Origin of the sequence: Mycobacterium sp. EPa45 (assembly GCF_001021385.1) — a bacterium.
Lineage (GTDB): Bacteria > Actinomycetota > Actinomycetes > Mycobacteriales > Mycobacteriaceae > Mycobacterium.
Window position 1 is genome coordinate 1,014,969 of sequence record NZ_CP011773.1, and the last position, 19,599, is coordinate 1,034,567.

The window sequence follows — 19,599 nt, forward strand, 5'->3', positions numbered from 1 at the left end:
CCGCTCAGACGATACTCAGTCCCAGGGACAGTGACATTAGGGTTGCTAAAAACATTTCGCGGAGGCTTCGGCTAAAAAGGCAACGCCGGCTCTAGTAGGGCGGGCGCCCTTGTCGGAGGGCCCCAACCATTCATCAGCCTGCCTGAACACGGGAAGCGGCGCGCTTGGTACTCCGTATAGCGGCGACGTCCGTACCTGTTTGACCTTGTGCCTGAGCTTGGAGCATCAAAGAGGGAAAAGTTTCAGTACGCGTTTGGCTAGCCTCTGCGTCCGGGCATCGATCTCCGACTCAGTCCACTGCGACGCCTCGACGACGTCAGCGTTGAGCGGTAATCCGTTCCGGAAACCAACGAACTTCTTGTTTGCGTCCTTGCGGTTCTTTTTCGACTGGAAGGACTTGTTGCTCAGAGTGCTGTTGTAACCAGTAATCGTGAGATTTCCGAGTCTATGGACATGCTGTTGCTGGACCGCTGAAGCCTTCTCGGCCCCGCCCAGCATCGTCAGCCATTCCTTCGGCAGCCCGGGCCCCTGGGGAAGGATGTGTTCGATCGTCCACTTGTAGTGATTGCCTTCGCGTTCCCACAAATCAGTGAAGGTCTCGTTCGTCATATCTGCTTGGGCGAGAGCAACGAGTATGTATCGAGTGACATCGGCGTTCTCGTTGTAGAGCGGGCCGGTGAGCTTGGCTTCGAACGTCTGGTCATCGGACACGACGTTGCGAAGTCGTCGCTTGACTACGTCGACGACCTGCTTTCCGGTCGATCCGGCGACGTCGGAGATGATTGACATGAAGAGTCGCTGAAGAACGTTGGTCGCCGGATCGCCTGTCAGGTTCCGTCGGACGAAGAAGCTGACCAGCGTCTCGGTGACTGACTGAAGCAGGGAGTCGGTTAGTGCGTAGTCGTCACGGTATGTCATCAGATAAAGGAGAAGCGCCTCTGAAGGCGCGCCTTGCACGCGGGCCAGGTTGGCCAGTGCATCGTCGAACTTATTGGTTGACTCGTCCGCGTCTAGGTTGCCAACTATGCGGCGATAGACGCTCCCACAGAGCAGAATGTCTTTCAGTCGTCCTTGCAGGTCCGCGTCGATGACCTTCTCGTAGATTTTGATGAGATTGGACCGAGTTGCTATGGGCGCCTTCGGGATCGAAGGCAATTCATCTTTGAATGCGTTGTAGTAGTGCCGGAAGAATCGCTCTTGGATCTTGTAATCATCGCCAAGATCGTCGAGTAACTCGTTCCATTGGTCGAAGACGTGGTCTGCAGTCAGTCCCTTCAGCTGCTTCTTGTCGGCAGCTGCAAGTAGCGAGTTCTTGATGATGTCGATGGGCGTCAGAGGAATTCCACGATTGTTCAAGGACTCGAACAGGGTGAAGGCGTCCGCGGTGCTCTCCACCTCCAGCTTCACGAGGATCGCGTGTTTGACCCGCTTGAGTAGTTGGAGGACTGGGAGGACTGTCGACCTCGGCCCCGCGAGTTGGTCGATGCGAGCGCCGAAGTGGTTGTATGACTTCATAATCCGGCGATTGCCGAGAAACTTGACTGCTGGCGCCTTCACGTCCAATCCGCACGTCTTCAAGACGTTCAGGTAATCGGCGTGATTGCTATTTTGAAACTGGGGACGAACGCGCAGCCGTGTCGGATCCTTCAAGATGAGTTGGCGACGCAGCGTGCTGAGGTCAACCACGCCGTCCTCGTCTAGTTGGTCACTGCGGTCGCTTAAGAACTTGTAGATCGCGGCGAGCAGGATTGACAGCGTCGTCATTCGTTGCTGACCATCGACGAGCTCCAGAACGCTTTCTTTCGTCGCATTTGCGGTGCGGTTTATGCATATTATTGTGCCGAGAAAGTGACCAGAGCTTGAGTCTTCCTCTTCCAGTAAGTCATCGAAGAGTTCGTCCCACTGCTGCTTAGACCATGCGTACTCCCTCTGGTACTTAGGGATCTCGTACACGACATCGTTTTCAGAGCTCAGAAGTTTGTATACCGGTTCGTCTGCAACCGACTTGATCACGATCGTTTCCCCACTTCGTCTACTTGCCTGACTAACACACGGTCTTGCGCTGCTACGAGCTTCGCATTCGCGAGGTCGGTGAGTCGCTCGCTGAGTGTCGCTTTCGCCAAACGCGGAGGCAGTGCCGCTGAAAACTTCAATCCACGAAGCGCATTGGGGTCCACGTCGGGGCTAGCCCACTCGGTCGAGGCGAGTGCCTCGGAAAACTCGTCTACTGAAATTCCCGGGATGAGGCGGACGGATTTCTCATCGATCCGCTGTCGCGGATCGATCGCGGATGGCAGCGACGCCTGAAGGGTGCGGTTCGCGGCAGTGCCGGCCCAAGTCCACCACCGGCCTGCTGAGTCTTTGGGAATTCGGACGATGAGTCGACCAGGTGCGACGGCATCGGCATACTCCTGCTGCAGAGTTGCAAGCACTTTCGTCGCGCGCGCCGTGAATGACACACCTTCTAAGACGGCGCCAAGTAATACAGAGCGCATCCCTCTAGCGATGTCGAAGGACAACCCTCCACTGGTGCCAGACCACTTTGCTTTCCCACCGCCGTCGGCCGCTTCAACGAAGCACCGCCGGCGCTCCCAATCGACATGAGTGACTTTCCATGACCGTCCGCCGAGCAAGAGAAGTCTCGGTCCAGCAACTTCATCCGTCAGCAGGTCTGTCCCGATCGTCCCCACCTCGACACGTCCGGCGAGTACCACGAATTCCGGGGGAGCGGTGAACACGGCAGTGAGATCGGAGAAGTACCGTCGTCCGAAACGCCGCTCGGCCTCCGGACCAATCTGCATAAAGGGACCGTCCTGCTCGAAATAGCCTTCTGACAAGAGATGTTCGAGGATCGCGGGCGTGGTTGAGTCAAAGACGGCTAACTCGCCCCACCACGACTTCCAATCAGCTGAACTGATCCGGTGCTCCTGCAGGCACAAGGCCATTAGCTGCTGCGCGGCAATGTGCCGGGGGTGTGGGGGAGGCACAATGGGTTCGACCCAAGCCTGGGCCCACTGGTGCAGCATTCCGGCAGTCAGCAGCACTGACTCATCGTCGAGACATAAGAACAGACAATTGCGTTCGATTCCGGGCCTTCGACCAGTCCGGCCGAGCCGCTGCAGGAACGACGCTACGGTGCGGGGAGAGCCAATCTGAATGACACGATCAAGGTCACCGACGTCAATACCGAGCTCCAACGTCGACGTCGCGACGATCACCGTGTCACGTGCGTCGGCGAACGCGGCCTCTGAGCGCCGTCGCTCAGCCGCCGACAAGGAGGAGTGCGAAATGAATGTCTCGATTCCGTGAGCGGTCAGCCCGGCACCAAGTTCTTCGGCCCGACGCCTACTGTCCACGAACACCAGGCGCTTCTCGCCAGCATGCAACGAGGCGATCACCTTCGCGGCGTTGGCTATTGACCCAACGAAGTCGACGGTGATATCAGGCTTGGCGGAGGCAGCCTCCACAGAGGGCGTGATGACAGTCTTATCGCGCCCGTGGAAGCTGCCTTGCAGCCAGGCCAGAAGTTCGTCGGGGTTACCCACGGTCGCCGACAACCCAATACGCTGCAGATCGCGGCCGGCGACACGCGAAAGCCGTTCCAGTACCGCGAGCAGATGCCAGCCCCGGTCATCCCCGGCGAACGCGTGGATCTCATCGACGACGACCGCACGCAGACCTGAGAACAGCACCCGCGGATCTACCTTCGTCGACACCAGCATCGACTCGATCGACTCGGGAGTGGTCAGCAGGACGTCGGGTCTATCCGTCAGAATCCGCTGCCGCAGCGCCTGGCTCACGTCGCCATGCCACACCGCGGCTGATCGGCCCAGCCACTTGCAGTACCCGTCGATCCGCGGTTGCAGGTTGTTGAGCAGCGCTCGCAGCGGCGCCACGTACAGCACTGACACGCCCTGCCAGTCTTCGCCTGCCATCCTCGACAGCAACGGAAACACTGCTGCCTCGGTCTTACCACCAGCCGTCGGCGCCAAGACGAGAGCGTCGCGGCCGGCGAGAATGGGTTCGACCGCGTCAGCCTGGGTGGGTCGAAGACCATTCCAGCGCAACGTGTTCGCGAGGTGGTACTGCAGGCCAGGGTGTAGCTGGTCGAAGGCGTCCATCAGAGATCAAGCGTCACGTCGTCAGCCGTAAGCGCCGCGCGTTCAGCGTCGGAGAGTTCCGCAGGGGCGATCCGGATCTCATAGTCGCGCGCCGGGTCGAAGTCGGGGAACTGTTCGATCTTGTCGAGCACGTCGACGAGCTTGCGCAGAAACAGTCGCGGCGCGATGCCCACCTTGCCGCCAAGTTCGCCGGCAATGGCGGTCGCGAATTGCGCAAGGAAGTCGTCGTCGGCGACGCTGGCAACGCGAGCAACATCCGGCACGCCTGACAGGTAGAGATCCCGTACCCGGGCGCCGAGCTCGATCAGACGAGTCTGGTCGAACCCGGTCAGTCGGAGCTGCGGCGCCCGCGGGTTGTCGAACCGGGCATCTTTCGCGAACTCCGTGTGCAGACGATCGGCCAGCGGTGGTAGCAGGGGAATGCCTTGGCGCCCTTCGAAGAACGCAGGCGTTCCGGTGATTAACAGATACAAGCCGGGGAAGTGCCCGTCGTGGACCTCATCGATCAGCTGGCGTAGCGCATTCAATGCCTTCGCGCGCGCGTCACTGCGAATGCGCTGAAGTGTTTCCACCTCGTCGAGCACCAGAAGCAAGCCCGGGTTTCCCGCGTCGGAAAGCACCGCCAACAGCCCGCGCAGAAAACCAAGGGCCAAAAAATGGTCGAGGTCGCCCTTGATCCCTGCCCGGCGCTTGACCGCAGCGGCGACGTGAGGTTGCCCACCAAGCCACGCCACCAACCCGTCAGCCCCGTCGTGGTCCCCGTCCGCGACGAAACGCCGATAGGCGCGGATGGCAATCGGGAAGACGGGCGCGCGGGTTGCGACATCCGCTAGACGCCGCTCCAACAAAGCGTCGACGTTGATCTCTTGCTGGCGCGCATCATCTTCGATGGTGAACAGCCACGCATCGAGGATCGGTCGCAGTGCGCTCGGCTGGATCGACGCTGTCCGCAGTGACTCGATGCTGCGTCGGTAGACGGTCTCCAATTTATGCAGCGGGGTGTCGATCTCGTTGATCTGCACCTCCGCAACGGCGAAGCCTTTCTTCATCGCGCGGTCTGCGAGCCAACGCGCAAAAAAGGTTTTACCGGAACCATATTCGCCGCGCACAGCCTTGAACACCGCACCACCGCCAGCGACGATGTCGAGTTCGGCGTCGAGTTCAGCCTCGAAGCGACCGAGGCCGACAGCCAACTGATCGAGCCCGTTGGACGGTACGGTGCCGCGGCGTAGAGCGTCGAGAATCTCTCGTCGTCGCCGCGCAGAGACCGGCGATGTCATTCGGACACTCCGAATTGTTCCTTCAAGACCGCGATATCGAGGCGCACGATGCCGTTTCCGACTCGAAGCACTTCGTAGCCCTCGACGTCGAGGACGCGCTTGGCTTGCATGAGAGCGCCGTTGACGCTGGCGGTGGCGACGCCGAGCGCGGCAGCGGCCTGGGCGAGTGTGACCTCGTGCGCCGAGGTGTCGATCAGGGCCTGCAGCAATCCCTTGATCTGGGTGTGCTGCAACACAATTCGGCCGGCGAGCTTTAGCTGCTCGGCAAACACCTTGGTCGCCACCACGTCAGCCGCAAGTCGGCTCTGCTGCACGATAATCAGGCCTGAATCGGAGCCGTCATCAAACAGGCTGGGGCCGTCTTGTGCGGGCTTGCGGGGTGGCTTCGTGGTTCGGCTTGTCGGTGCCACTTGAGCTTTGATGGGCTCGGCATACCACCAGGGAGGTTCGGCACCGACGACCCGCGAGGCGCCGTCAGGAAGCTCGCCGGCAACGAGGACCACTACCGGGACGATGGCTTCGGCCGGGGTCGCGCCACCGTGGTAGCCGGCATTGCGGGCGCCGTAGCGAATCGTCTCGTCGACAGCGAGGACGACTGTGTTGGTCTCAGTCATTACCCGGGGACCCGTGACGACGACTTCGCGGTCTGGATCGACGTTCGCGAGATCCCCATGCGCCCGCTGGCCGTAGGTATTGGCGCGGGTCACTTTCGCGCTGGAGCCGTACTCGATGATGTGCCCGTGGTCAGAGGTGATTACGACAGTTCGCCCGGCGTTCTTGGCGGCATTCAGCAGGGGGCCGAGGTAGGTGATGGTTTCCAAATTCCAGTCGGTACCGCCGGGGTCGACGTGGTGCAGAGTGTCATCGACGTAGTTGAGGACGACGGCGACCAACGACTGGTGTGTGACGTCGGCGATGGCGTTGCGCACGTCGCTGGCGAGTTTCGCCCCGCTAGGCACCGCATCGAGGGCCTTCTTGTGGAAGATGGGGTCGGGAACACCCCCCGTCGCCTCCAGCTGTGCGTTGTGGAGGAGCAATAGGAACCCGGAGCGCTCCGGCCCGTCGCCGCCTTCGCGCAGTTCCCCGCAGAGTAGCGAGCACCGGCTGCGCTGCGTGAGGGTAGGGAGCACCGCGAGTGCCGATGCGCGGCGTGCATCATGATTCGCGGAAAGCTCTGTCCAGCCTTCCAATTGGGTGGACCGGACGAGATCATTTGTCGCTGCCATCGATAGCCCGTCGACGACGACAAGCAAGGTGGGTGACTTCTTGGCGATCGGTATGACGAGGTCGTGCATGAGGTTCTCGATAGTCTGCACGGGCGGTGTTGGTGCGTCGGCCAGCGCGGCGGCGAAGGAGCGGTCGTGCTGTGCTCGGCGGGCGAGAACGACGTCGATGATGGCGCGTAGGGCCGCTGCGGGGATGGGTTGGTCGGCCCCTCGTCGCGCCGTCACCAGTGCGGTGTCCACCCAGGAGTCGATGCGGACGTACCGCTCGAACGACGGGGCGAGCCCCTGTGCGGGGGCGACGGGGGTTGCCAGCCAGCGGGCCAGGCGGACGGCACCCCCGAACGCGCGACAGCTCTGGTCGCGGTCCGCGAGGAAGTGCTGTTGCACGTGCGTCCAGTGCGTTTCGATGTCGCGAAGCGCGTCGTCGGGCAGCAACCGGGCATCGAGCTCGGCTGGAAGTGGGTTCGGCAATGCTTCGGTGATTGCGTCGGACAACGTGACGAGCCGCGCATCGAGTCCCTGAGGCAACAGTTCGGAGGTCGCTGCGGCGGCGTTGATTCCGAGTTCGTTCACGATCGACGCTGCTGTGGTTAGGACGGTCTGTTGTTGTTGCGTGTTCAGAGAGTTGGTGACGAGCCCGCGGGTGTGCTGGTACCAGGAGTTCAAGTCCTCACCGTCGAGGTCACTGAGTCCATAGCTGCCGAGGAAGACGCCGAGGGCCTTGCCGTCGGATTCGTCGAAGAGCCCCGCGACGACGCCGAGCGGAACCAGGTCGGTGATTCGCTGCGCAGACAACAGAGCATCGACCGGTTTGCGGAGCCGACCCGAACGCTCGGACAACCAGGACTGGAACGCCGACGTGAGTTCGGGCCCACCCGAAGCAGACAGCGTGACAAGTCCGTTCGTAACATCTTGGGACCGGCTCCATTCGAGCACGGCCAACGCGTCGATCTCCACGTCGACGTCTTTGACGATGTTGAGGACGTCGCGCGCGATCGTCGACATGGCGTGGTCGCGGGTGAGGACACCGCCGGGTGCGGGAATGTAGGCGTCGGGCGACAAGGCGGTGAGAAGTCCGTTGGCGATCGCCCGGTCGTTGTGGGTTCGATACAACGCCGGCTCAATGGTGGTGGCAGAGAAGTTGCTTTTCAACGCATCCCACGGGTCGGGCGTGATGAGCCGACCGTCAAGCAGATGCGCGAGCACGGTGTCACCGAGATCGTCGTCCTCGACGTCGGTGAGGACAATCGTCCACTGATCAGGGTTGCGCTGGTCGATGGCTTCCCAGAGTGCCAACACCGACGGACATGCCACGACCATGACGGGTGTGCCTTCATAGGTGAAGGCGTCGCCATCCCATGACGGTTTGGCGCGCAACCCGAGGACACCACTCCTGTAGTGCTTGTCGCGAGCCTTCTTCAGGCGAGCCCGAATGATCGGTTCGGTGGCGTTCAGGATGCTCAATCGACCCACCAGTGAACGTGAACTTCCTTGCCGTGCGCGTCGATTGCCTTTTGGAGGTCGGCGACGAGAGTCGAGATGTCCTCGGCGGTACTCAACGTGACATCGCCCTTGATCGTTCGCGGCGGTGGTGGAGGCGTGCCACCACCGTCTTCGTCGACGACCCATGCGACGAGTTTGTTCTCGACGGAGGTGAGTTCGTCGCTGAGCGAACGTCCGGGGACCGAAATAGCTTGGTGGAGGGACTTTTCGATGGCACGCGCACTGTCGCCACTTGCGTCACCGCGTTGTACGCCTTGCAGGAGTCGTTCGACGAGCTTCCACTTGAAGCTTCGCAGCGCCTGGGTGTCCCGGCCCGCATCGTTGCGGATCTGGCCGGCGGTCTCGGCCGCGACCGGAAGCTCGGCGCCCGCCATGGTGTTGATCACGGCGACGTTCCCCGACAAGCCCTGCAAGCGCTCCGTGAGACTGCGCAACGCGATGGCTGAGGCGAGTCGGTCGCCGGAGCCTTGGGTTAGCCCGAGTCGTTGGTAGGCGCGTCCGACTTCCTCGACGAGGTAGCCCAGTTGGTTCGTACTCTCGGCCGCCTTCGCGCAAACCTGGGTGGCGAAGTCGGCGACGTTCGCACCGGTGAGGTAGGTACGCGCGATGGTGTACCCGAACAGCTTCGACGCATTCGAGCGCGCGGCATCCCACGCTTGCTGCTCTGGGAGCTCTTCGGCCCGCAGCTCGATGTTCGGCGACATCCGCCCCAAAGCAGGCGCTGGGCAGGCTGCGCCAGCGTTGAACCAGGCACGTTTCCGCAGCAGTGCCCATGCGCTGATCACGAGATCCCGCGCCTCCGGTCGTAGACCCCATGCCGGTGTGATGGCCTCAATGTGCTGTTGCATCGCGCCCACCGTCAGCGGGTCAGCCGTGAGCGCGGCGCGATCAAGTTCACCCGCCCAGTACGCGAAGGAGTCCTCTCCGAACAGGTAGTGGTCTTCGGTGGCCTTGCCGACGCGAAGTGGTCCCGCGACGCGGCGGACGATCTTGCGGTCGGTGCCCGGATCGGTGGGCACCCGGCCGTCCCGGTTGGTGGCGGCTTTCTCGACGTAGTCACGCACCGTCTCGAAGTTGCGGGCGGTGACTTCGTCGGACGGGGGATCGAAGGCAGGGTGTTGCGGGTAGATCGCTGAGAACGCTTGGTCGATGATCTTCAGCAGCGCGTCTTCCAGGCTCGCGGCCGGGGGCAGGGCGGGGCTGAAGTCTCGCGACAGCGACGTGAGCACGTCGAACTGCGTTGACTCTTCAGAGATTCGCTTCAGATCGGCCGGTTCGATGCCGTAGGCCTGCTTGAGCAGACTCTCAAGGCTGGTCAGCGTGCCGCTGAGGAGGTTCTCCAGGATGCCTCGGGCCTGGGCTCGATCGGTCGCTGAGAGGTGATCGGAGTTCTCCGTCCATCGGTCACCACTGCCGGTGAAGAGCCAATCGAGCTTGACCAGCAACGCCAGATCGTCCATTGCGGACTCAGAGAAGAACCGGGGCAGCCACACGAGGGTGTTTCGGTCGCCGTTGGTCAACAGCCGGTCAATGCGGTTGACGTCGTCGGCGCTGGTGTAGCCGGCCTCGTCGAACGGGTAGTCGACCACCACCCGCCAGGTGCCGGGTCGGGGGTCGAAGGCCTGTTCGGGTGTGGAACCGGCGTCGCGGACGTTGCCGAAGACGATGTCGACTTCGCGGCGTGATCCGCGCCAGATCACCGTCCGAGTCGCGGCACCGCTGAGATCGTCCTGTCCGCTCGGAACTCCGAGGGCCTTGTGAACAAGGCGACGGATGAGGACGCGGCGTCGGCCCGCATTGTCTTCGCCACGAACGCGTTCGATGATCGACTGGTAGTCGACGTCGGCGAGCTGCACCCGGATGACGGGGTTGGCGCCTTCGGAAACGGTGATCTCGGGGACGTCTTTCTGCGCCCACTCGCGGACGACACCGAGTACGACGCGGGCTTCGCCGCCTGCCATGCGTGCCTTGATAGATCCATGGTTGAGCGCGGCAAGCCGTGCGGCGGTGATATCACGCAGAGCAGGGACTTTCGGTGCAATCGCGGAGAGCAGCAAGGTCTTCGCGATGCGTTCCTGCCCACGAAAGCCCGATGGAACCGAGGCGGGATCCTTCTCGAGTTGGTCGAGGCTAACGGAATGCTTGTCAAGCAGGCTGGGCAGCAGACGGTTCTTGTAGAGGTCTGATGCCGCCTTGAACATGGCCCCGGCGTGCCCGTCGATGGGGTCGCTGCCGTCGACGATGAAGTCATAGGAGTCGCCGACAGGAATGAGGTCGTCGACGGTCAGTGTGTCGCGCAGGGATACCAGCATGCGTTGCATCACTTTCAATGCGGTGCGCTCGCGTTGCATCACCGAGGAGAGGTTGCGCAGGGTCGACACCAGCGCCGGGGAGAACGGGTAGGTAAGCCGGAACTCCTGTTCGGAAGCACCTCGATGCCGATCGTCGGTATTGAGACTGTCCTGCAACACATCCCATACTGCAGCGGTGCGGGTGAGGTTGTCGAAGGCGTCGTCGAGAATCTTTCGGGCGGCCTCGTCCTTAGGTTTCAGTAGCCGCGCGTGGGCGACTTCGGCGAGGTTGTCGTCGCCAAGCTGGATCTCGCGGAACCGGCCCTGCTGGAATTGGAACGCACTGTCGAGCGCTTCTTGCTCCGCACCGGAGGCCCCTGCGTCGGCGAACCACTTCCGGAGGTCCATTTGACGAGAGATGAATGAAATCAAAGGGATTGCCCGCTGACGCCCCGATGACTCGACGAGTTTGGTGATCTTTTGGGATTCGCGGGCGAAGAACTCGGCGTCACGCACGGAGAACGCAAGCCACAGCACTAATTCATCGAGGAATAGCACGACGCCGTCGTAACCCAGGTTCTTGGCATGCTCGGAGATCACGACGAGGCCGCGATCAAGGTCGACATAGTCGGCGGTCTCGGAGAACGACGTGAAGTAGCTGTTGACGAGTGCGGACACCAGTTCACGGCGTTCAGCGTCCTCAGCGGTGGCGGCGCGTGCCGCTTGGTAGCGCGGCAAGTCCCACGCTGCACCGAGAAGGCCGCCCCAACCGTTGCCCTGTGCCTGACCCCCTCCCAGTCCGGCCAGGAACTCGTCGTCGCCCATGCGAGTGCGGAGATTGTCGGCGTCATCCAGCAGTGAGTCGGATACGTGCACGGCAGGAAGCGGGGCATCGGGGTGCAGGGCCTTGATCTGTTCGACGTACCCCTTGAGTACGGCCTGCTCCAGGCTCTTGGCGCCCAGCAGGTGGTACGTGAGCCGCAGGATCTTCTTGCCGTTGAGTTCTCCGTCATAGCGCCCGGTGAGGTCGCGAAACTTCTCGGTGCGTAACGCCTTGTGGTTGCCGAGGAGGGCGTAGAGCACCGCCATGAAATGGCTCTTGCCGGAGCCGAAGGAGCCGGTGAGGTAGGCCGCCCGCGAGGTGTCCTTCGTCAGTGCGTCGGCGACGATGTCGACGGCGGCGTTGAAGTTGTCGCGCAGGGACGCGGTGAGCACGTACTGGTCGAGGGCGGCCTCGATGTGGGCGTCATCGTTGGTGCTGTCGGTGAGGCGCAGCACGTAGTCGTCGGCGCCGACGCGTTCGGGAATGTCGATGACGTCGCGCAGGAGTGTGGTCACGATGTCTTGGCCTTCCGTCCTCGGCCGGTAGGTTCGGGCCGCCACGTGGCCAGCTCGGTGACGGTGAGGTGATGTTCGGCCAGGCGAGTGGTCAACTCGTCGGCGATGGTATCGGCGACGGACTCGCCGTATTCGGGGTCGATCTGGTTGTGCCACTGCAGAACCCAGGGCAGTAGTTCGTTGAGTCCGGCGAGCAGCGGGATGAGCTTGGGAGTCTCCCAGCCTTCTTCGATGCGCTGGCTGATCAGCCCAGCGAGAGCCAGTGCTTGGTCGGCATGATCCCAACCGGCCCAGCCGAGCAGTTCGGTGGAGTCTGAGTCACGCCCGGCGCCCGGATAGGAGATGAACCTTTCTTTCGGCACATCGAGCTTGCCGCGGTGCGACCAGTACGAGGCCTTGGCGAAGTCGGTGGGCTTGTACTTCGGCGGCACGGGGATCGGAGCGTCGAGTTTGTCGCCGTCGTCTTCGCGGCGCTGCAAAGCCCAGGTGTCTTCCCAGATTGCGCGCTTCTCCAGTCCTGATTGCTTGTAGCGGTACGCCGAAAGATAGGGAACACCCTCGTCGGCAAGGAGTTTCGCCAAGGCGGTGCCGGTGGCGACGTTGGCGTCACCGGCCCAGAGCCGCAGAACGTTTCGGAAGTCGTCGTCGCGATCGAGAAGATCGGCCAACTGTGCAGTAGACATGGTGGTCGGGCGGCCTTCGCGATCGAACCACAACGAGCGATTCTCGACGCGGTCGAGCAGCCAATCACGCAATGCTGACTCGACCTGCTTGTCCCACGGCTCAACGGCCCAGCGCCGCTTGTACTCCGGACGCTCCAAAAGGCGAATGTTTGGATTGGATTCGATTGCGTCCAGTCGACGCTGCAGGAGTTCCTGGTAGTCGGCGGGTAGGCGGCCGGGAATGTCGGTGATGGGCGTTGACGAGTGGCGGTCGAACCAGGCGGTTTCTTCACCTTCCTTCATCCGCCGCGCCAGGGCGATCTCGAAGGCGCGCTGCCCGAGGACAATCTCAGGGAGGTCGCCGTGATACGTGAGGTCGTCCTCGGTGAGGTCGTAGATGCGGTAGTACTCCCAGTCGAGTTCTTCCTGGTGCGCAACCATTAGCCCACGCAGCCGCTCGTTCTCGGTGCGGGCGGCTTCGAGTGATGCGGCAGAGGGGGTTTCGATATTGGCGATTTGGGCAGGGGTTTGAGCTTGGAACCCGTGGGCGAGATCGTCTAGTGCCATAGGCCGTTCGGCAGATGCATTTTCCGGTAGAGGGAAGCCTTGGAGGGTACTCCCGGTGAACTCATACGTTCGTGACCAAGGATGCTCCGCTGCACCACCTTTGGGCTGGCTGTTCTGCTTAAGCCAAAAGCATGCCACTGACGAGTTCAGCGCCCCGAGCAGACGCAGGTGGTCATCGACCGACGAGCTCTCGGACAGCTTGATCACGGGCGCCGAACGGTTGAATACCTTGCCGCCGCGGTCCAACACGAAGTGATTGTGTGTTGCGATGAAGGCGAATGCGATGGAAAGGGGTGATGTGAAGCGTTTGGGGAAAAACATGGAATGGTCGAACCATCTTAGCCCGCGTGCTTCAAGCGTCTGCTGGAAGTCGATGCGCTGTGAGAGCGATGCGCGGTTCGGCCACAGATAGTGAGCGGTGTTGGCGCGCAGACCCTTCGGTTTACCTTTGGCGTCGTACGGGAAGATCGTGTCTAGCTTGGCGTCTAGGGCGTAGTCGCGGACGTCTTCGCCCAGGATCACAGGCACGGCATCAGTACTGAGCCTGAGGGTGTTCGACGTGTGCATCGGTAAGTAAAAGGCGTCATCGGAACCGGTGTGGGTGGTGCGGCCGATCTCGCGGATATGCAGAGAGAGCCTGTCAGATCTCGCATCAATCAGTTGCAGCAATTCGACCGCACCCCCGCCCGACAAGCTCCAGGGATGAGTTTTCAGTGTCTTGCGCGGCAGGTCGGCAACGCTGATGTATGCGTCTTCGTAGCCAGTTTGGCCAATGTGCTTAACGATCGATGCCCAGTACGGGCCGTATCCGCACTCAAGGGCGTCGGCGGGGGTCTCCCTCACTCCCTTACTGAGGACAGCGCGTACTGTCGCTGCAGCTGGGGGGCGATTGCGTCCGAATAGGATGGCAGTTGGAGTGCCATCCATGTTGTGCCCGGGAATCCACGAGCCTTCAGAATCAATCACGAGTTGAAGATCCACGGTTGGCAGGAAGTCTTCGATCAGTTTGGAACCAAACTCGCGTTTCATGAACGAGTTTGAAGTAATCTGCCCAATCCACCCAGCGGGTCGCGCGCGGCCTGGTACGTACGCAAGGCGGAAGAACAACTCCATGAAAGGAACTGTCAGCGCATATTGCCGATAAGGAGTCTTGTACAGTTGTCGGTACGTCGCATTCAGCGCCGCGTCCTTCACCGTTATGTACGGCGGGTTCCCCACCACGACATCGTGTTCGCGTTGCAAGATCTCCGTCAGGGCCTCCGCGTTCTCTGTGGTGTCTGCGCGTATTGAATGTCCACTCGCGAGAAGATCTTCGGGGAGTAGTTGCTGATTGGCTCCCCACAGCAGGCTGTCGCCGGCGGCGAGATGCGGCTTGTAGGCGATGTGCTGTTCGATGCTGTTGTCGCCGGCCGCTTGGAGGGCTGCGACGAGTAGTCGGAATCGTGCGATCGCGACGGCGAACGGGTTGATGTCGACCCCGTAGATGCCCTCGAGGGCCTTCTCGACGAGTTCGCGTGGGCCGAGCGCTGGGGCGTGGCGCTGCCACCGATCATGCAGACGGTGGAATGCACCGAGCAGAAAGTGTCCCGAACCGCACGTTGGGTCGATGACTGTGAAACCCTTCAGCGGCCGGTCGGCGAGGGCGGGCTCCATCGTCTGGTCGAGGATGAACTCCTCTACGAACTCAGGTGTTTGGAGTAGCGCGAATGTCTTTTTGGCGTGCTCGGAAAGATCTTGGTAGACATCACCAAGAAATCGAGTGTCCATGCCGTGGAACGTAAATGCTGGTTCACCGTCGGCGTTCTGTTGCCACCAGAACTCCAACACTGCGCGAGCTGCATCACCAGACGGCGCGACCAAATGGATCGGCGAGTACGAATCGACGAGCGCGGCAGTCGCCGGGAACTTCGCGAAGTGCGCGATGATCTGACCGAGCCACTCCCGGTCAGTGTGTTCGGGATTCTGCTGAAAGTACGCCCGCCGCGAGTCCAAGGCATGCGTGCGCTCGTCGGCGGTCGCGCCGGAGATCCACCGCGGCGTGACTAGTGCGTTGTCCTCGCAGTAGCGCGCGAAGACGGTCAGCAACACCCACGCGACGGCAGCCTGCGTGACTCGATCGTTGCGCCATTCCTGCCACGATGCCGCAGTGCGATTGGCCGAGGCAGCTTTGTCGTAGTCACGCTTCCATGCGTCGTACACGTCGACCTGTCGAATGTCAGCGTCGGCACCGTCGACTCGGGCGCGCAGATCCGTTTCGAGGTCAAGCACTTGCCGGCGCAGCGCCGCCACCAGATCTGATGTGGCCGCAGCCATCACACCACTCCTTCATCTTCAGTCGCAGACACGAGATCGGCAGTCGGACGCCACATAATGAACTGCCCGCCGGGAGAGCCCAATTGAATCGGTTTGCGATCCACCAACGCGCCGTGCTGGCCGCGCAGCTGCGGCAATACCACCCACAGTGGGCGGCGCCGTGGGGCGGCGAGATCGCTAAGCGCAGCAAGGACGTCGAGGTGGCCGTAACGCGCAAGGGGTGAGACTTCAGTCAGAATTAGCGGCTGTTCACTCGGCTTGCCGTCGAACACTTCTGCGCTCAGGTCGTCACGCAACTGCGGGACCACACGATCGATCACGGCGCGCAAGCCCCGAGCGTCCAGGCTGCCGGCATCGGCGGCGTCCGCGCTGCGCACCAGGTCCCATGAGATGCCCTGTTGGCTAGCCAACTTGCGCATTGAGTCGATAAGCCGAGTCGTGACATCGACGACAAGTCCGTCGTAGGCGTCGGCAAGTTCCCGCGCGACCCGCTCGTGCTCGCCGGGCCTGTCCGGCGGAATCGGCACTCCGATCGCGACGAACCCGTGCTCGTCCAGTGAGCGGCGCAGCGTCGCTCGTTCGCCGGCGTCGTCTCGCACAATCGTGGCAGGCGGTTCTGTCGTCGGTGGGATCGTTGTTGGGTTGCGGGTGTGCATCGTTGTCGCACTGGGAGGTTGAGCGTCCCGAAACCGGTACGTGCTCGACGCGGCGTCCCACTCCAGGTTCAGCGTCGTCTGCTTAAGGAACGTATCCAGATGCGGTGGTGCAGGAACACGGTCGAGTTCGGGGAAGCGCGCGCTCACCCGGCTACGGATCTGCGACGGCGACAACGACTCCGACTGCGCCAGGCCAGTGAGCGCAGTCTGAATCGCCGCAGACGGCGCGATGTCCTTATTGTGCAGCTCGGTGCGCCCGGACACAGCGGCATGCTTGGAAATGGCCGCAGCCAAGCGGATCAGCCGGCCGTCGGTGGGCAGCGCGGTTTGCGCACCCGGGTCACTGACCGAGCGGTAGCCATCCAGGAAGGCCTTGCCCAGCTCCCGGGCCGCTGTTGGTGCGGGGATGACGATGTTGCGATCAGCGGCCACCAACTCGTCGGCGCGCTTGGCTGCCGATTCCGCCGCAGCGAGCAGGAGTTCGTCGGTCGCGAGCAGGGCAAGGCGGCGCCCGTGTCTGCGCCGAACGAATTCCTTGGTGCCCGAGGCAGTTTCGTGTTCGCTGAGTCGTTCTAGGGCGACCCGGAGCAGCCCACCGGCGGCACGATCGGCGCGCGCCCGCTGTGACAGGTCGGTCGACGTCACCGGTGCCTCGGGCAGGCGGGCGCGAATCTCCGCGGTCAGGGTGTCGATGGCTACGACGCCACCGAAGTCGGAGAGCACCTGGCGGGTGATCTCACTGACCGCGTCCAAGAGTTCGCGGGTGTCTTGGCGCTCGGCCCAGTCGTCCTGTAACTCCTTGAGCAGCTGTGGTCCGCGTTGGGCCGCCTTGCCCAGCTTGGCGGCGAGTTCGGTGCTACTGGCGAAGGCATCGAGTCCGGGTTTCGCGCCAAGCAGCAGCTCGGCGGCGTCCTTTCGTGTCGAGGCTCGTGCTCCAGAGACTGCAGACAGCAGCAGATCCACGGCGTCGTCGAGCCCCATCAGTGCGTCGCCGGAAGCTTGCTTGCGTTCCTTGCCCAGCCGTTTTGTCCAGGCGCGGAAGCGAGTAGTGATTTCCTTACGGGTGTCCTTGGCCTCACGGGCCACCAGGCGATTCAACCGCGTCGAATCGAGTGCCAGGAGTTCGCCCACGGTGGTCACCTGCACAGTCGCCAACGCCGACACCGCCCGGGCGCTCAGGCCAGAATTCGCCAGAGGGGTTGTGATGGTGGCGTTCTCGGCGGCTTCGTCGTCAACCTGGTCCTCCGGCTCGTTAGCGAGGGTGCTGAAGATTGCGCGCCAGGCTCGCAGCATGTCCTCGGCAGTGTCGGGTCGGTTCTCTGCGCGGCGTGACAGTGCGGCGGCGAAGAACTCGGTCATCGCGGGCGTGATCGTCGGCTCAAACATGTCGGGCCGCAGCGTGACGTCGTCGTCGACGGTGGCGGGGTTGGCGTTTTCGTCGGATCCGTACCACGGTGTCTTGCCGGTGGCCATCTCATAAAGCACCACGGCAGCGCCGTAGCGCTCGGCCGCGGTGTCGTACTGGCGGCGCTCTCCGATGCCGAGGAAGGGGTCGAGGTACGGCGGGGTGCCGGCGTCGACGTTCTTGGCGTCCACACCTGCCATGGAGAAGTCGAACATCACCAGGTGCGAGTCGGCGCGCGGACTTGTCTGATAGACACCAAGATTCGACGGTTTGATATCCCGCTGGGTGACGCCAGCGCGTTCTAGGGCAAGCAGTGCCGTCAGCAGGTCGGTGCCCCAACGTTCGAGGACGTCGATGGACAGCCGGCCGCGGTTGTTGAGTTCTTCGGCAAGCGTGGTCCGGCCCGCGTACCGGAGCAGCAGTGCGGTGCGTCCACCGACATCGAGGCAGTCGTGCAGTGTGACGATGCGTTCTTCGTTCTCGAGCTTGCCCAGCACCTTCGCCTCCGCCAGTAGACGCTCGGCGGCGTCCGCATCCTTGGCGACCTTGAGGACCCGCTCGGCGTCGCCCACCTGTTTGTCGGTGACGAGGATGCCGACGGCGGTCGAGCCAGCACCCAGTCGTTGGCGGTAGACGAATCGTCCGTCGAGTTCAGCGCCGGGACCTGCCTCCAGCGGATCGGTTCCGGTGGCCTTGCCCAGCAAGTCCTCGCGCACGGCGGTGAGTTGTTCGAGGAACGAGGCTATGTCGGCAATGCGGTCGGCGGGGCTGGGGTTGGTGGCGTCGAGGACGAGCTGCCGAAGGGGCGTCCGAACTTGCGGCATCTCAGCGGCGAGGTCGAGGCCACGGTCGCGGCGCAGTCGATCAATCAGTTCGCCGCGCTCGGTAGCTGGCGGCTGACCGCTGAGGATATAGAACGCCAGCGCGCCGAGACCGAAGACGTCGACGCGCGCCGGATCGGTGGGACGGTGGCCTTCGGGCGCGGAATACAGCTGTGCGGCATCACTAGGGCTAGCCGCCATCAGGCTCAGTGAACCCGAGGAGAGCCTGCTTACGGCGGTGTCAGGGTTGGCGGGCAGTACTCCGGCGCTGTCCCAGTCGGTGACCTGGGGCAGAAGCTGTGAGCCCTTCTCTCGGATGGCAATGGCGCGAGGGTTGAGGCTGCGGTGCACAACACGATTGCGATGCGCGTAGTGGACGATGTCGGCGATGCGGCCGATGAGGTCCAGTTGCCGTTCCAGCGAGAGCTTGCCTTTGTTATCCGCGAGCCAGAGATCGAGCGGGACGTCGCCCTTTGGCTGGGGGAACACCAGACCGACACCGAGTTCAGGCTCGTTGACGATGTCCTCAGGCACCTGCAAGCCGTCGAAGCGCAGGCGGGACAGCAGGTGGTACTCGGAGGTCACGGCCCGGGTGCGGGCGTGCTGCTCAGCAGTGGGGGCGCCCTGGCTGGTCAGGTAGAAGCGGATGCGGGCGTGGCGCTCGGCGTCGACGTGGTGAAACGCCGGCCAGTCCTGCCAGCCGTCGCCGTCGGCGAGCGGTTGCTCGTCGATGATCCACGAGCCGACCTCGCGCTGTCGCCGTGGCGCCAGGCCGATCGCCTTCATCAGCCCGGCGATGAGCAGGCTGTTGTGTTCGGTGATTGGCTCGTGTCGGGCGGGGGCGAGCAGGCGCTCGGAGATGCCGGGCAGTCCGGTGGTCTTGGTGGCCCCATCGAGCCCGTACAGGTTGATCGCCGCGCTCGGCGAGAGGTCGCAGACGAACTCGGGGTGGCTGAGGAAGACCAACTCCTGCACGTAGGGGATGACGCCCTTTGGTAGGTGTCCAGCTTTCTGCCGCAGCGAGTCCTTCAGCAGCGAAGCGAAGTACTGGGCCTTGCGGCGTGCCAGCAGTAGCGGAGAGTCCTCGGCGCGGTTGCCGTTGCGCATCCACACGTGGTCGTTGCCGCGCAGGATGCCGCGGTAGTGCTTGAGTTCAATGAGGTAGAGCGTGTCGCGGGCCAGGACCAGTAGATCGACCTCGTGCCAGCGGCCACGGTTGTCGCGGAACTCGAAGTTCGCCCAAGCGCGGAACGGGGGAGCGTCGGGCAGGGCTTCCTTGATTGCGTCGAGGCCTTGCTGCTCGTGGGCGAACTGCGACTCGGCGATCTGGACCCAGCGTCCGTCCTTCACCGGTTCGGTACCCCCTCGTCGCAGTGTGCAGAGACAAACTTACTTAGTTGTGCTTCGACCTTGGCG

General features: G+C 62.8%; 7 protein-coding genes. All 7 read right to left on the minus strand.

All coding sequences use genetic code 11. The annotated features are described in order from the left end of the window. Positions 1–225: 225 nt before the first annotated feature. Genes AB431_RS04705 through pglW form a run of 7 tightly spaced genes read right to left on the minus strand, consistent with a single transcriptional unit; the run spans position 226 to position 19,533 of the window. A complete protein-coding gene (locus AB431_RS04705; RefSeq protein WP_047328959.1) occupies positions 226–2,013 on the minus strand; it encodes a DUF262 domain-containing protein in 1,788 nt (595 codons plus the stop codon). Continuing rightward, complete coding sequence (locus AB431_RS04710) at positions 2,010–4,121, minus strand: DEAD/DEAH box helicase (protein ID WP_047328960.1); 2,112 nt, start codon at positions 4,119–4,121, stop codon at positions 2,010–2,012. The genes AB431_RS04705 and AB431_RS04710 overlap by 4 nt, the downstream gene beginning before the upstream one ends. Beyond that, the gene (brxD, locus tag AB431_RS04715) at positions 4,121–5,401 is read right to left on the minus strand and encodes a BREX system ATP-binding protein BrxD (protein ID WP_047328961.1); all 1,281 of its coding nucleotides are present in this window, start codon (positions 5,399–5,401) and stop codon (positions 4,121–4,123) included. Before brxD ends, AB431_RS04710 begins: the two co-directional genes overlap by 1 nt. Next, complete coding sequence (gene pglZ / locus AB431_RS04720) at positions 5,398–8,100, minus strand: BREX-2 system phosphatase PglZ (RefSeq protein ID WP_235435831.1); 2,703 nt, start codon at positions 8,098–8,100, stop codon at positions 5,398–5,400. Before pglZ ends, brxD begins: the two co-directional genes overlap by 4 nt. Further along, positions 8,088–11,759 (minus strand): phage resistance protein, encoded by a 3,672-nt coding sequence (locus AB431_RS04725; protein WP_047333090.1) that lies wholly within the window; start codon positions 11,757–11,759, stop codon positions 8,088–8,090. The genes pglZ and AB431_RS04725 overlap by 13 nt, the downstream gene beginning before the upstream one ends. Then, entirely contained in the window at positions 11,756–15,301 is a 3,546-nt protein-coding gene (gene pglX, locus AB431_RS04730; protein WP_047328962.1) for a BREX-2 system adenine-specific DNA-methyltransferase PglX, read from the minus strand. The genes AB431_RS04725 and pglX overlap by 4 nt, the downstream gene beginning before the upstream one ends. Continuing rightward, complete coding sequence (gene pglW, locus AB431_RS04735; protein ID WP_047328963.1) at positions 15,301–19,533, minus strand: BREX system serine/threonine kinase PglW; 4,233 nt, start codon at positions 19,531–19,533, stop codon at positions 15,301–15,303. The genes pglX and pglW overlap by 1 nt, the downstream gene beginning before the upstream one ends. Positions 19,534–19,599 lie beyond the last annotated feature (66 nt).